Source organism: Fuchsiella alkaliacetigena (assembly GCF_023227765.1).
GTDB classification, from domain to species: Bacteria; Bacillota; Halanaerobiia; order Halobacteroidales; family Acetohalobiaceae; genus Fuchsiella; species Fuchsiella alkaliacetigena.
The window spans coordinates 17,539-32,890 of record NZ_JALKBZ010000031.1 but is presented as its reverse complement, the minus strand read 5'-3'; the positions used below and the strand labels follow the sequence as shown (position 1 = coordinate 32,890).

General features: G+C 36.4%; 16 protein-coding genes. All 16 read right to left on the bottom strand.

The features are described from left to right. Positions 1–370: 370 nt before the first annotated feature. On the bottom strand, positions 371–928 hold the full coding sequence (gene efp, locus MWH30_RS09500; protein ID WP_248663841.1) for an elongation factor P: 558 nt from the start codon (positions 926–928) through the stop codon (positions 371–373). 96 nt (positions 929–1,024) lie between these two features. Continuing rightward, positions 1,025–2,092, bottom strand: coding sequence for a M24 family metallopeptidase (locus MWH30_RS09495; protein WP_248663840.1), 1,068 nt, complete (start codon positions 2,090–2,092; stop codon positions 1,025–1,027). Between the two features lie 270 nt (positions 2,093–2,362). Then, complete coding sequence (aroQ, locus tag MWH30_RS09490; RefSeq protein WP_248663839.1) at positions 2,363–2,788, bottom strand: type II 3-dehydroquinate dehydratase; 426 nt, start codon at positions 2,786–2,788, stop codon at positions 2,363–2,365. Between the two features lie 45 nt (positions 2,789–2,833). Further along, positions 2,834–3,925: a 3-dehydroquinate synthase gene (gene aroB, locus MWH30_RS09485; protein WP_248663838.1), complete on the bottom strand. Its 1,092-nt coding sequence runs from the start codon at positions 3,923–3,925 to the stop codon at positions 2,834–2,836. Positions 3,926–3,982: 57 nt separating this feature from the next. Next, the gene (locus MWH30_RS09480) at positions 3,983–4,495 is read right to left on the bottom strand and encodes a shikimate kinase (RefSeq protein ID WP_248663837.1); all 513 of its coding nucleotides are present in this window, start codon (positions 4,493–4,495) and stop codon (positions 3,983–3,985) included. Beyond that, on the bottom strand, positions 4,495–5,691 hold the full coding sequence (gene aroC / locus MWH30_RS09475) for a chorismate synthase (RefSeq protein ID WP_248663836.1): 1,197 nt from the start codon (positions 5,689–5,691) through the stop codon (positions 4,495–4,497). Before aroC ends, MWH30_RS09480 begins: the two co-directional genes overlap by 1 nt. Before the next feature lie 4 nt (positions 5,692–5,695). Further along, positions 5,696–9,079 (bottom strand): PAS domain S-box protein, encoded by a 3,384-nt coding sequence (locus tag MWH30_RS09470; protein ID WP_248663835.1) that lies wholly within the window; start codon positions 9,077–9,079, stop codon positions 5,696–5,698. A 255-nt stretch (positions 9,080–9,334) separates the two neighbouring features. Beyond that, the gene (locus MWH30_RS09465; protein WP_248663834.1) at positions 9,335–10,627 is read right to left on the bottom strand and encodes a type II secretion system protein GspD; all 1,293 of its coding nucleotides are present in this window, start codon (positions 10,625–10,627) and stop codon (positions 9,335–9,337) included. Continuing rightward, on the bottom strand, positions 10,602–11,204 hold the full coding sequence (locus tag MWH30_RS09460; protein WP_248663833.1) for a hypothetical protein: 603 nt from the start codon (positions 11,202–11,204) through the stop codon (positions 10,602–10,604). The genes MWH30_RS09465 and MWH30_RS09460 overlap by 26 nt, the downstream gene beginning before the upstream one ends. Before the next feature lies 1 nt (position 11,205). Continuing rightward, positions 11,206–11,754 carry a type 4a pilus biogenesis protein PilO gene (gene pilO / locus MWH30_RS09455; RefSeq protein WP_248663832.1) on the bottom strand — a complete coding sequence of 183 codons (549 nt, stop codon included), beginning with the start codon at positions 11,752–11,754 and terminating at the stop codon, positions 11,206–11,208. Beyond that, on the bottom strand, positions 11,754–12,314 hold the full coding sequence (locus tag MWH30_RS09450; RefSeq protein WP_248663831.1) for a PilN domain-containing protein: 561 nt from the start codon (positions 12,312–12,314) through the stop codon (positions 11,754–11,756). The genes pilO and MWH30_RS09450 overlap by 1 nt, the downstream gene beginning before the upstream one ends. Next, positions 12,307–13,401: a type IV pilus assembly protein PilM gene (gene pilM / locus MWH30_RS09445; protein ID WP_248663830.1), complete on the bottom strand. Its 1,095-nt coding sequence runs from the start codon at positions 13,399–13,401 to the stop codon at positions 12,307–12,309. Before pilM ends, MWH30_RS09450 begins: the two co-directional genes overlap by 8 nt. A 58-nt stretch (positions 13,402–13,459) precedes the next feature. Beyond that, positions 13,460–13,795: a hypothetical protein gene (locus tag MWH30_RS09440; RefSeq protein ID WP_248663829.1), complete on the bottom strand. Its 336-nt coding sequence runs from the start codon at positions 13,793–13,795 to the stop codon at positions 13,460–13,462. A gap of 114 nt (positions 13,796–13,909) precedes the next feature. Then, complete coding sequence (locus MWH30_RS09435; protein WP_248663828.1) at positions 13,910–14,434, bottom strand: PilW family protein; 525 nt, start codon at positions 14,432–14,434, stop codon at positions 13,910–13,912. 42 nt (positions 14,435–14,476) lie between these two features. Continuing rightward, entirely contained in the window at positions 14,477–14,884 is a 408-nt protein-coding gene (locus MWH30_RS09430; RefSeq protein WP_248663827.1) for a type IV pilus modification PilV family protein, read from the bottom strand. Next, a complete protein-coding gene (locus MWH30_RS09425; RefSeq protein ID WP_248663826.1) occupies positions 14,877–15,344 on the bottom strand; it encodes a type II secretion system protein in 468 nt (155 codons plus the stop codon). Before MWH30_RS09425 ends, MWH30_RS09430 begins: the two co-directional genes overlap by 8 nt. Positions 15,345–15,352: the final 8 nt, after the last annotated feature.

Genomic DNA, 15,352 nt, shown 5'->3' with positions numbered 1-15,352 from the left:
AGAGATTCTTTATCTTCTCTTTTAAAGAAGGTGATATACAAATAATATTTAGTTTTTGGTTACTTGCCGAATTGAGGTTAAATTTATATTCAGTTCATACGCGTCAACTTAATACATATTTTTTAGTTGATAGTGTATAGTGTGCAGTGTATAGTTAAAAACCTAGACCATTAAAAGATTAAAGCTAATAATTTTATTCTCTATCACATAAAGCCTAAAGCTTTAATTCAAGCTTAATTTTAATATAGTTCTAGATTTTTGATTTTATGTTTTAAGGTCTAGTCAGAACTTAGTCAGATTTTAGTCAGTGTCAAATAGGTTTTAATGTCTTGAACTTATTTTTTAGTTGATTCGTGGTTCCAAAAATAAATCATACTCTCTCTATGTATTCCCCACTGCGAGTATCTATCTTCAAAATATCTCCTGCTTCAATAAAAAGAGGAACCTTAACCTCAGCTCCACTTTCTAAAGTAACCTTTTTAGAGCCACCTGAAACTGTATTTCCCTTAATAGCCGGCGGAGCATCTGCTACTGCTAATTCTACAAAGTTGGGTACCTTTACACCTACTACCTTCTCTTGATAAAATTCAATCTCAATTTCTAAATTCTCTTTAAGATAATCAGTAGCATTCCCTAACATATCTGCCGCTAACTCAATCTGTTCATAGGTTTCATTATCCATAAAGACATAGTTATCGCCATCGCGGTAGAGAAATTGATACTTCTTAGCCTCAATATGAGCCTTAGCTACCTTTTCTCCTGACCTAAAGCGCTTATTGATAATAGAACCAGTATCGATATTTTTTAGTTCTGTCTGTATAAAAGCTCCCCCTTTACCTGGTTTCACATGATCATAGTCCAAAATAGTATAAAGTTCGCCGTCTAGTTCAATGGTCATTCCCGTCTGAAAGTCATTAGTTGAAATCAAAAGTTCTTAACCTCCTATTTAGTTAGTAATTACAAATATTGCTCTCAGTTAAGCTAATAATATCTTTCTAGACTGAGCTTATTTTTCCTGCTTATTTTAAATTTGGAGTAACTCTTTTGTAGACTGAGTTAAGATTCGAGCTCCCTCTTCTGTAATCACTACTATATCCTCAATTCTAACTCCACCCCACTGCTGAACATAGATCCCTGGTTCTACTGTTACTACCATTCCTGTTTTTAATTTTTTAGCGACTCCTTTGGCTAAGCGCGGGCCCTCGTGAACCTCCAAGCCCACTCCATGACCTAAACTATGCCCAAAGTTATCACCATAACCCTGCTTAGCGATGATTTCTCTAGCTATACTATCCACCTCTGCTCCACTCTTAGACGGGCCAATTACAGCTAAAGCTTCCAACTGCGCTGTCAATACCAGGTCATAAATCTCTTTTTGTCGAGCAGTTGGCTCGCCTAAAACTACCGTTCTAGTAAAATCTGAATTATAGTTATCATAAGTACAGCCTAAATCGAAGGTAACTAACTCCCCAGCAACCAGCTCCTTATCACTAGCCACTCCATGCGGCAAGGCTCCTCGCTGGCCAGAAGCAACAATAAAATCAAAAGCTTTATCGCTAGCCCCCTGTTTTTTCATGAAATATTCCAGCTCCAAACTAAGCTCTTTTTCTTTAACTCCCGGCTTTATATAGTCCAGAATATGCTCAAAAGCTTGGTCAGCAAGCTCAACAGCTTTCTCTATAGCTAAGAGCTCCTGAGCATCCTTGATTAGTCTGATCTCTTTAACTAAGTCTTTAGTAGCAACTAACTCTATCGCAGCTAACTTCTTTTGACAATAAGAGTACTGCTGATAACTAAGCTCTTTAGCTTCAAAGCCTAACTTCTTAACCTCTAACCGCTTTAATTCTTCTTTTAAGGTTTTTATTTTAGGCTGTCCGTGCTCCACTACTCGATAATTAGTAGTTTGATTGAGAGCCTGTTCCTGATAACGAAAATCAGTAATCAAAACTTTTTCTGTATCCGTAATCAATAAGGTGGCGGCCGTACCGGTAAAACCGCTTAGATAGTAGGTGTTATTAGGATTATTAATCATAATTCCATCTATATCTATTTCAGATATTTTCTTTCTTAGCTTTATTACTCGCTCCTTCATTTTCTTTCCCCTTTCAATTGACAATTAACAGCTTAGTTGCCTCGCTGTATTTAATAGTGTATAGTTCAGATGATAGAAGATAAATTAAGATCAAAAGATAAAGTTCAAATTCTAAAAAGGTCAATATCGATCTAGTGCTGCGCTTTCACGAAGCCTAGATAACCCCAGGGATATTCAACACTCCAAATCTTTTTTCTCCTTATGTATTAACAAAGATTAGAAATACTATGATTTGCTTAAAACTTTTTTGAAATTAACTATCAACTGAACTTATAGATTAACCAAAAACCTTAACCCCAATAGATAACTATCCAAACCCAAGCCTGAAATCTGCCCCACCGCCACCGGAGCAATTACTGACTTATGTCTAAACTCTTCGCGCTGATAAACATTACTCAAATGAACTTCAACTGTCGGTAGTTCTACTGCAGCTATAGCATCTCGAATAGCAATACTGTAATGAGTATAAGCTCCCGGATTAATCAGCAAACCTTTAACATCTTCCTGAAGTGTATCGTGAATTCGCTCTACTATCTCCCCTTCGCCGTTAAACTGTTCGATTATCAACTCTACTCCCAACTGCTGGGCCAGACTCTCCAACTCCTGATTAATATCAGCTAAGCTCAAAGTACCGTAAACATCTGGTTCGCGCTGACCTAGTAAATTAAGATTGGGCCCGTGAATTACTAAGTACATCCTACTTCCCCCTTAATAGCTTTCTGTAACTCCTAAATATTCTACTTAAGCTAAATTATTTTGTAGTACCTGCTCGATTAGCTCTGTATCAATTCCACCTACTATCTCCACCTCGCCTATTTGCTGAGGTAAAATAAATTTTACTTCTCCTCGCTCTACTTTCTTGTCTTGTTTAGTTTTAGCTATAATCTGCTGAATATTCAAATCCTCAATAGCAGTAGGCAACTGAAAGCTTTCTATTAACTCTCTTTGCAGCTCAACTGCGGATTTATCAACCCTATCTAAACGATAGGCTAACTCCATAGCACAGACCATTCCTATACTCACCGCTTCTCCGTGACGATATTCACCGTACTCCGTTAAAGCCTCAATAGCATGCCCAATAGTATGACCGTAGTTTAAAATAGCTCTTAAGCCTAACTCTTTCTCATCTTCAGCTACCACCTCTGCTTTGATCTCACAAGAACGATAGATCATTTTAGCTAAAGCAGCGCTTTGAAAGCCTCTAATCTCTGCACTATAATCAACTAAGTAATCAAAAAAGTGGCGATCCCAGATCATCCCGTACTTAATTACTTCAGCCATTCCCGAGCGAAAATCACGTTGCTCTAAAGTTCTTAAAACCTCTATATCAATTAAGACTAAGCGCGGTTGATAAAAAGCACCAATTAAGTTCTTACCTGCGGAGTGATTAACTGCTACCTTACCCCCTACACTGCTATCCACTTGAGCCAGCAGCGTAGTAGGTACCTGAATAAAGGGCACTCCGCGCATATAAGTAGCTGCTATAAAGCCGGCTAAATCTCCTACTACTCCCCCACCAAGAGCCACCACCAAAGAACTACGCTCTAAACCGAAGTCAATAGCTTCATCATATAGTTTTTTAGCCATATCTAAACTTTTCGAAGCTTCGCCTTCCGGAACAGCAGTAATCTTAAAAGAAAAGCCCACTTGATTCAAAGCCTGCTCCACCTGCTCAGCATATAGTTTTTCTACTCTTTGATCAGTAATTACCAGCACTTTAGTCTGCTCACTAAATCCTAGCTCCAATAAATACTTAGCTAAATCTGTTAATAAGTTTCTGCCAATTTTAATCTCATAGCTTCGTTCACCTAAATCAACACCTAAAGTTTTCATCTGTAAATCTCCTTTATCTACTTCGCTAATAACAACTATTCTGTATTAATAGTCAATCTATTTATCTAAAACAGTAGCCACTATCTTCTCAACTACTTCCTCTACTTCTAACTGTGAAGTATCTATTACATAGTCAGCAGCAGCCTGATAGTAACTCTCCCTAGTAGACAAGAGCTTTTTAATCTCAGCTAAAGGATCAGCTACATCAAGCAAAGGACGATCACTGTCCTTTACTCTGTCTAAAATCACCTCAGGCTCTGCCTGAAGAAGAACTAAAGTTCCTTGTTTTTGCAATCGCTCTATATTATCGCTATCTAATACTACTCCCCCACCGGTAGCAATTACTAAACCCTCCTGTTGAGCTAGCTCAGCTACTACCTCTTTTTCTAAGCTGCGGAAGTGCGCTTCACCGTGTTGAGCAAAGATCTCAGTTATCTGCTGACCTGCCTTCTCTACTAGTAATTGATCCGAATCTACAAACTCTAAATCTAATCTAGCTGCTAACTCCTGGCCGACAGTACTCTTACCGCTACCCATAAAACCGATTAAAACTATATTCTCCATCTCCATTATCTCTCTCCTAGAGCTTGGAGATAGTTATTATAGTTACGCTTTACTTCCTCCATACTATCGCCACCAAACTTCTCCAGCCAAGCTTTAGCTAACTCAATAGCCACTACTGCTTCACCTACTACTCCGGCTGCTGGAACTGCTGTTACGTCGGAGCGTTCTACACTAGCTTTAAACTGCTCTTTGCTTTCTAAATCCACCGACTCCAGAGGTTGATAAAGAGTTGGTATCGGTTTCATAGCTGCTTTAACTCGCAAAGGCTCACCATTAGTAATGCCACCTTCTATTCCCCCAGCATTATTAGTATGCCGCTTAAACTCATCCTGATAATAGATCTCATCGTGAACCTCAGAGCCTCTGAGCCGAGCTGCCTCAAAGCCTAAGCCTACCTCTACTCCCTTAATAGCTTGAATACTCATCAAGGCCTGAGCTAATCTGCCGTCTAACTTGCGATCCCAGTGGACATGGCTGCCTAATCCTACTGGTAAAGGAGTAGTTAAGACTTCAAAACTACCTCCTAAGGAGTCTCCCGCCTCTTTAACTTCCTTAATTTCAGCTATCATAGCCTCTTCCGCCTCGACATCAAGAGTCCTGAGTGGCGATTTATCTACCTCTTTAAAGATCTCTGCTAAAGTATGTTCTGTTCTTTGAGCTTCTATGCTACCTAACTGCACTACGTGACTAATTACTTTAATACCAAACTCCTGTAAAAAGATTTTAGCTATAGCCCCAGCAGCTACTCTAGCTGCTGTTTCTCGAGCACTAGCTCTTTCCAGTACATTTCTAATATCCTGCTGATTATACTTTAAGCTACCGGCTAAATCAGCATGGCCCGGCCTAGGCTTAGTTACCTCTGGAGAAATTCTCTTTACCTTATCATCTTTTTCAATCTTTACTTCTTGCTGATAATCTCCAGAACCAGTGGGATCCATCACTTCTTGCCAGTTAGCCCAGTCCTTATTTTTAACCTGTAAAGTAATAGGGCTACCTAAGCTATAATTAGCTCTAATCCCCGATAAAATATCAACCTGATCCGTTTCCACTTCCATTCTACCACCACGACCAAAACCTCCCTGCCTTCTAGCCAGTTCATTATTAATATCTTCACAGTTAATTCTTAAATTAGCAGGTAATCCTTCAATAATAGTAGTTACCGCCTTACCATGAGATTCTCCAGCAGTTAAATATCTAAACATTATTTTACTCCTCCTTTTCTTCCAAGAATTTCAAGAACTTTTCTACTAGTTCAGGATCAAACTGAACTCCAGCCTGTTTCTTTAATTCCTTTCTAGCTTCCTTTTCACTTATAGAAGACTGATATAAACGACCACTAGTCATTACTTCATAAGCTTCGATAATGGCAAAGATTCGGGCCAATAAAGGAATATTCTCTCCAGCTATATTTTGAGGGTATCCCGAACCATCCCACCACTCATGATGGCTAAGAATCTCCTTAGCAATCTTACTCAGCTCCGGCGAAGACTTAGCAATCTGATAGCCAATCTCTGAGTGTTGCTTTACTTTAGACCATTCTCCTTCAGTCAGATTTTCAGCATTATGTATAATCTCCCTTTCAATGCCTACTTTACCTAAATCATGAAATTTTATCAAAAGTTTCAACTTGTCTGATTCAGCCGACGAGAGACCTAAAAATTTAGCAAACTCTGTTCCGAAGTATTTTAAACGCTGAATATGTTCAGTGCTTTCAAAGGTTTCCTCGGTCAATCTATCTTTTAAGTAAGAAACTATTTCTTTACGTACTTCTTTACTTTCGTTTAGTTTATTTTTATACATTCTATTATCAGCTATGCTAAAGATTTCATCTATATCCTGCTCAGTACTATTTTTAGTAGCATAACCCAGTCCTATACTAGGCTTAATAGGGTCAGCTTCAGCTTCCTCACAAGCTCTCCTAATTCTAGCACAGACCTTTTGGGCTGCTTCTTCACTAGTATTAGGTAACAACATTACAAACTCATCTCCACCCCAACGAGCTACTAAGTCCTCTTGCCGACTACAGTTCTCCAAGATATCAGCCATTTTAATTAATAACTGATCTCCTACCTGATGACCAAAAGCATCATTAGCTAGCTTAAGTCCATTCACATCACCAATGATAATACTCAAAGGCAACTTCCTAGCAGAATTATGACGTTCCAGTTCTTCATTAAAGTAGTTTCTATTATACAAACCCGTCAAGTCATCATGAAAGCTAATGTATCTGATTTCTTCTTCAGACTCAATTCTATTTAAAGCTGAAATAACATGAGAAATTAACAGCTCTGTCAACTTTAAGTCTTCTTCATCAAAAGCAGCTACTTCCTTAGCACAAACCTGAAAGACTCCAAATTCGGCAATAGGCACACTAAGAGCAGAACGATACTCAGCCTCCACCTGCTTACAAATGAAGCTTTCAGTTTCCTTGATTACCTCATCTACATTTAAAATTGACTCCTTTACCTCTCTAACATCTTTGACTAAAAAAGACTCTTTTTTTCTAAATGTAGCCCCTGCTAAGCCTTTATCTTTAGATAAATAACAACAATTAGAAGTATTTCCTTGCGGATCAGAGGTAGCCTTTACTACTAATCTTCCACTTTCATCTATCCCCAACAAACAAACATTAAAATCCAGAATATTTTCGGCTGCTTCGATTGTTAGCTGATAAACATCATCCTTGCAATGAAAGGTCCCCATTTGACTAGCCACTTTATGTAGCCTTTCTATCTTATTCTTCTCTTGTTTCAATTCTCGGCGAGCATTTTCACGTTGAGTGATATCCATATAAGAAGCCATAATGCAACTAGGCTCTCCAGCTTCATTATGAACTATATTAGCCAACAATTGAACCCAAAACTCAGAACCATCCTGCCTCTTGGCTAACAACTCTCCCACCCAAGTTCCCTCGTCTTTTAAAGCTTTGATAACTTCCTGAGACTGCTCTTCTCGAACCCAAAGATGAGTATCCTTCTTACCTAACACTTGCTGAAAACTATCATAGTTCCACATTTTTAAAAAGGATTCATTAACATAAATTAAAGTTCCTTCTAAATCAGTAATAGTAATACCGCTCAAAGAAGATTCTAAAGCCTTATTCCTGATTAACAACTTCTCTTCCATCTTTTTCCGAATAGTAATATCACGAGCATTAATCACAATACCTTCAATTGCCGGATTAGTTAATTGATTACTAACAATAATCTCCAAAAGCCGCCAATTACCATCACGATGTTGACATCTACACTCAAATACTAAATTAGCTTCTTGATCAACTATAATCTGATCAAGATGTTTTTCAACGATCGATAAATCATCAGGATGAACTAACTCAAAACTACTCGTTCCTAATAATTCTTGTGGTTGATAGGCCAAGATTTCCGCTATCGAAGAGCTTAAATAGGTAAATTGACCCTGTTTATTGATAATAGCTAATAAATCAGAAGAGTTTTCAATCAATGAACTCAGCTTCTCTTGGGCCCGATTATACTCCGTAACATCCTTAGCAGCACAAACCACATATTCTACCTCACCAGATTTAGAAAGCTTAGGATACTTATTAATAGAAATTAAACGACTTTCTCCTTCAGCATCTTCTAACCAATCTTGAACTCTCACTACTTCTTTATCCGCAAAAACTCTTTCATTTTCAAAAATAATCCTTTTATCTTCCTGTTTACCAAATAACTCTTCTAAATCACGACCTTTAAGCTCTGTTCGGCTAAAACCTAAAAACTCAGCGTGAGCTCGATTTACTATCCCATAAGTAGTAGGATCCTTCAAATACCAGATTTGTAAATCAAAGTTATTCAGTAATACCTCCTGCTCCTCCACTTTTTGACGCAGTTGCTCCTCAATTTCTTTTCTTTGAGTAATATCTCGCAACTGTTCAATAACTATTCTAACTTCACCTTTTTCATCTAAGATAGGATTACTTCGACAGTTAAAGTACCTATCCTGCTTTGGAAAGTACTTTTCTACCGACTCAATCTCCTTACTTTCCAAAGAACGACTGACAACACACTTTTTACAGCGAGACTCTCGCCCCCGTAATTGATAACACTTCTGTCCTTCTGCCTCTTTTGAAGTTACTCCAAAAAAATCATACCCTGCTTGATTATATTGAATTACCGTATAGTCAGGTCTGAGAATCCCGATAATATCTATAATCCCGTCTAAAGTATCTGCTAAAAGCTTCTTTTCCCATCTTAATTCGCTTTCTAGCTCCCTATATTCAGTAACATCAATTCCAGTACCAACTATATACTCTACCTCTTCTTGATCGTTGAAAATAACAGTATTTGACCAAGAGATTAATCTAGCCTCTTCCTCCTTAGTTAGCCAGTAATTTTCATGCTGAGTAGGAAAATCACCCGTGCTTAGCTCTTTAAAAACCTGCTGCACAGCCTTAATCTCCTCAGGTATAATAAATAGTTCCCACAATTTCTTCCCTTCTACTTCGCTAGCAGAATAACCAGTAACTTCTTCGCAAGCTTGATTAAAAAAAACAATTCGTCCTTCTATATCCATAAGCACCACTAAAGTCGCAGTTACATTTAAGATTTTTTTATATAATCCATTAACCACCAGATTCACCTCATCCCCTTAAGCTAATTTAAAATCATAATTTAATCAATTACTAGCCTCATGAATATTTCTCGACTGAAGGCTAAAAACCTTCCTTATAAAGTTAAGTATTAAAATTTATAAATATGACTTTCTTCTGCAAATAAAAAAACTCAGATTAAGCTTAACTATAAAATAACTCTTGCTAAAGCTTATCTGAGAAAGATTAAGAAATATTCAAAAAAATTAATTTTATAGCAAATAATTTTAACCTACTTAGTTTTCATATTCTGCCTTCAACTCCAGATGTCCTTCCTTGTCTTTTTGTTTTTCTTGATCTACTACCTCTTCTTCCTGCTTTGCTGTTTCTATTATCTCTTCTTCCTCAATAATTGTAGGGGTCATAAAGATAACCAATTCCGTCTTATCAATTTCAGTTCTCGTTCTTCTAAATAATCGACCTATTAAGGGAATATCACCCAAAAACGATACCTGGCTCCTTCTTTCCTGCTCTTCATCCTTAATTAGCCCTCCAATGACGATAGTTTCTCCACTAGCCACCCTAATATTAGTCTCTACTCTGCGATTACTCAACACTGGATATTCATTACCTGTTTCTTTATCTGTTCTATAGTCTATAATAGCTGTTATTTCTGGAACCACCTCTACCAATATTTTCTCATTTTCTGTAATTTGAGGAGTTATCTCTAAATTAATTCCCACCTCTTCATATCTAACAGATGAAGAAGTAACTCCATCTTCATCTATACTATAAGTAAAAATAGGCTCTTCTTCACCTATCATAATATTAGCCTTTTCACCATCAACAGTAGATATCTGTGGACGAGCCAAAATACTGCTCTCACCTTTGTTTTCCATAAAGTTCAAAGCATCTATATAAGCCCGATAATCCAAAGAAGTTAGATTATCTAAACTTAAATCCTCAGTACCTAAACCCAATTCTTCCATTTTATTATGAGAAAATTCTTCAATTCTTACTTCCAAGGCAACCTGTCTTTTAGCCTGATCCAGTTCCTTAATTAAACTTTCCGCTATAATTAAATCCTCTTCATAAGCAGTAATAATTAAGCTCTTAGTCCTCCCGTCTACTCTAATAGCTCCCTCATCTATAATTAAACTTAGAGACTCCTTCAATTCTGCCGGCTCAGAGTTATTGAGCTCAAAAACTGCGGTTTCCTGATCAGAATATAGCTCTTTTAATCGCTCCGGGGTAGAAACTATTACCGAATTATCAAGCACTTTATAATCCAAAGCATTAGCTTTAGTTAAAAGATCCAATGCCTTAAAAAACTTCAATTTTCGTAGACGAAGTGTAGTCTGCCCTTCTACAACATCATCGACAACTATATTTACGTCGGCTATATCAGCTAAGGCACTAAAAGCATCCCTTAACTCTACTCCCCGTAAATCTAAATCTATTATCGGCTCTTTAACTTTATTTTCAGCAGCCAAAACCCCTAAATTACCACCTGTAAATAAAGCACTAAATCCTATTATTAAAATAATTACTACTATTCTGCGCTTAATTTTGATTTTGATCTTCCTCACCCCCTAGCTGATAGTTAAACTTCTGCTCTTCTTTAGTAATAATAACTTCCTCAGTCAGTATTCTTTCAATTGTCAGCTCTGCTATTTCATCCCCTTGACTAACTATATAACTACTGTCTTCAACTTCAATAATAGCTCGTTTATTAATTCCGCTACCTAAAATACCTAATACTTCGATCTCCTTTTGTAACTGTATTTCCGTTGTCATTTCTCCAGCAACCTCTCCATTTGCTTCAACCCTAAGCTCTTCTTCAGTAGACTGCTTAGTTAACTGAGCTTCGAAGGGGTTTCTGCTAAGCAAATTATCATATCTAAAAAGTGCTAATCCTGTTTCTGTCTCCAATTCTCTTAATCCAAGCAGTTCCTCAGCTAATTCAACCTCAACTTCGGCTCTACGCTGAGTATCAATCATAGTCGCCAGCTCATTTTCAAACTCTGTTAAATGATCATCAACAAATAAGCTACCTAAAAAGCGATAGACTAAAGTAGTACTTAGAAATAAAAAAAAGAAAAACAAAGCAATTAAAAGTATAGTATTATTCATTAAACTAAATATACTTCGAAATTTATTAAGCACTTCAATCTTCCTCCTCTCGAAAAGCATATCCCGCTACTTCTAACTCCAGATTTAGCTCTGTGCTTAGATTTGGTGAAGAAATATCTAAGCTATTAATCTGAACTAGATAATCAAACTCCGCTAGCTGTTTAATAAAGTCCAAAAAGCCACTGTACTCTCCCTTTAAAACTAGATTAACTGGATACTGCAAATACTGATCTTCTTCTCGGCTGCTAGCCGGAGTAATACTTAATAGCTCTAGGTCTGCTGCTAGAGCAGACTCATCTAAGTCTACAACCATTCTATTTCTTTGACCAACCTCTAAAAACTCAACTCCTGCTCTCCTTAACTCCTCTAACAACTCTATTTCCTCTCTTAAAAGCTTAATTCGGCGCAATTTAAAACTGCTAAACTCAAGCTCTTGTAACTTTGCTTCTACTTTAGCCTCCAATTCCATCCTTTTCTCCCACTGCGGAGCATAAAAAAAATAATAAACAACCGCTACTACAACTACTATTAAAAAAATAATCAATAACTTTTTTTCTCTAGCAGTTAGCTCTCTAAACTCCATTATTGTTCACCCTTACTCTCATCTATCTTCCCATGCAGACGAAAAAAAGTAGCCTCATCCTCTTGATAGTCTGTATAATTAAGTTCTTGTTGCTCAACATAATCAACCTCTAAATTGCTAAAATAAGCAGATGCTGTCAAACTTTCTATTAAAGTACTCACCTGAGTTCTTAGTACATATCCTTCTAAACTGAAGCTTCTGTCCAAAGAAATATTAAACCTTTGCAACCAAACCTCACTAGGCATTAACAACTCCAAATCATGCATTATTTCCAACCAGTCCAGTTGTCTATCTTTTATTCGAGCTCTATTTTTTAATCTACTCTCCAACTTATTCTTTTCAGACTCCAAAGCTGGTAAATCCTCTAGTTCCCTGTTTACTTCTTGCAACTTACTCTCAGTTATTGCTAACTTATTTTCCAGTTCTCTATTATGTAAGATTAAGCGCAAAGAAGTAACGCTAACTACTAAAAGTATAATAACTATCAAACCGATAACTAAACCTTTTTTCCAATTAGTCTGCTGCTGTTTTAAATACTCCGGAGGCAATAAATTAATCATAGTCCATCACCCCTCTTAGAGCCAAGCCTAAAGCAACTCCTAAAAACTGATTAATCTCAGTTAACTCGATACTACTATTTACAAAATCAGCTTCTACTTCTACAGCATCTAATAGCTCCAAGCTAGTAACTTCCACCCCAAACTCATTACTTAGATGCTTTTTAAAGCCCTTTAACTTACTACCACCTCCGGTCAAAATAATTCTCTCTATATTATAATTCTTAAATTCAACTTGAAAATAGTCCAAAGAACGATAAATAGTAGTAGTTAGATTTCTAATAACCAGCCCTAACTCTTCAGCAAAAAGATTGCAAGTCTGCTTATATTTTTCAGCCGCCGATAAATCTAACTCCTGGTTTTCAGCTAACTCTTCGGTGATATCGTTAGCAGCCAAATTGATGGTTCTAGTAAATAAAAGCTGCTCTTGATTGCAAACAGAAATATCAGTAGTAGATGCACCTATGTCTATAATAGCTAAAGTCTCTGCTGGATGAAGAAAACTGATACTCCTACTCAAAGCTAGTGGTTCTATTTCTATTGCTAAAACCTTTAAGTCCAAGCTGCGAAATAACTCCAAGTAGCTATCTATTACATTACGGTCTACAGCTACCAACATAAGCTTATAACTACCATTTTCTTCACGCATAATAATTTCATAATCCAGAATTACATTTTCCAAGGACATAGGTAACTGTTCCTGAGCCTCCCATTTAACAGCCTCCGATAATTCTTCTTTGGGCATAGAGGGAATCTCTAACATTCTAATAATCAACTCTTCCCCACTGATAGCCGTAACTATTTGAGTAGCTGCAAAGTTATTACTGCTCAATAACTCTCCTAGCTCAGCAGCTAAAGTATCCAAATCCTTCAATTTGCCTTTCTCTATTACTCCTGGGGGAGTCTCTGTTAAAGTTAAATTCTTGAATATTAGCTGCTCTTTCTTTAAGTCAGCGCTGACAGCTTTAATTAAATTGGAACCGATATCAACTCCAATTACCTGTTTATTTAAAAATGCTAAGCTATTATTTTTAAATAAAGCTCCAGTTATATTTTGAAATAGATTAGATAATCCATCAACTATCTGCATTCCACCACCCCTTCTATCCTTATTTAAACTGAAAACAAAGCTAACTGTTAAAGAACTATTATTTCTCTAACCAGCTGCCTTCTACTTGTTGATAACTACCATCGCCATTACTAGAAGCTTCTAAGTATTCAAACTTTGCTCCTACAGTCCTACTAAGACCATTATAAATAGCCGTACTTTTAATTTTATAATCTCCATCATCAATACCATCATCTTTGATTACTTTAATCTCTTGATTAGCTAGCTCACTCCACCACTCCCCAGATGATAATTTACCATCATCCCAAACATCATCATCCAACTTAGATCTCCCATATTCCAAGCCGGCTTCAGCCAAATAAAAAACCTTAACCGAGTCCTCATTATTACTGATTAATTTAATTTCATTCCTCACCAAAGTACTCATACCTATAAATAAGACTGATAATAGAGTTATCACCATTAAACTCAATAAAAGTACCGAAGCTTCTTCGGTCTGAATAAATATTCTGCTCCACCTCCCTTGAATTTAATTTCTAAAATAGATCTTATTCTCTAACTGATAGTTGTGATCTCTCTTTTTCAAGTTGAAAATAATAGTCACTAGCCTATCTTCTTTATTAAAAGGAGGCTTTTGCTCTTGATAAGCCTCAAGGTCTATTATTTCTGTAGTAAGAGGTTGTCGATTTCCCCAATTAACTTTTCCATCTTCCTTTTCTTTTTTTCTTCTTTTTACTTCATTATCATCAATTTCATATTCTATTTTTTGTACTTCTTCCTCTTCTGCTTGTTCTTCTTCCATATATATTAAAACAACTCTATAGCCTTCATCTTTTACTTCTACTTCCATAGCTCTCCGAACATCTCTAGCAACTATCATCATTAATAAGCGAGCTGTCTGTTGAAGCTCTACCTGATCTTGACTAAAATTCCAAACCCTCCAACCTGTGAGCTGAGTACTGTAAATAGCCGTAAAGATAATTCCGATAATAGCTATTACAATCAATAATTCTATTAAAGTTACAGCCTGCTCTTCTCTACCAAAGCTCCCCATATACTCAACTCACCTCCACAATCCAATACCAGCTAACTTGAACTATCTTTTTGAAATTAATGTTACTAACTTAACCTCTTGACTATTATTGCTTGGCCAAGCAACTATAACTGTTACTTTTTTAATATCTTCCTCATTTTTAATATCTTCCTCATTATTATATTTTTCAACCTTTACCTTTTTCTCAAAATTATCTTCTTCAGCTATACTATCAAAATTATCGTTATTCAAGTCATCTAAATCATCAAGCTTTTTAACTTTTTGCTCTTCCATAATTTGTTGGGCCAAATTTAAAGCCTTACTTCTCTGATTAGTTCTACTTATAAAAGCAAGGCTATTACTAAAAAAATTCAAAGCAGATATTAAAACAATAGAGATAATAGCAAGACCGACAACTAATTCAACCAAACTAAAACCTTCTTCAACAAGAATAAGTCTGTTATCAATCATCATCTTCTACCTCTTCTAATCTAATTCTACCTGTAGCCCCGAAAATTACTATTTTTAATGTCCGAGCATTATTAGATAAATAAATACTACCTGAATTAGCCGTTCCTTCAGAAGAAAAACTAGCCTTATTACCACCCAAGGTAGTTTCACCATATTTAATTCCCGATTCCAGTTTTTTAGTCTGCAGAATAACTTTTTCTTCACCTTTTTTATAAATAACATACTCGCGTTTATCAAAATCAAATTCCAATCCATGCTTTTCCCGTTCACTAATTGCTAAATACCGAACCTTACGTAAATCAGATAAAAGCTCACCAGCAGCTATCTCCAATCGTTGATTACTAAAAACATCAGCAGAAATAAATAAAAACCCCGTAATTAAAATTCCAATAATGCTTAATACCATTAACAACTCTGCTAATACAAAAGCTTGACATTTGTGCTCTGTTTTTAAAAGCATAAATAATC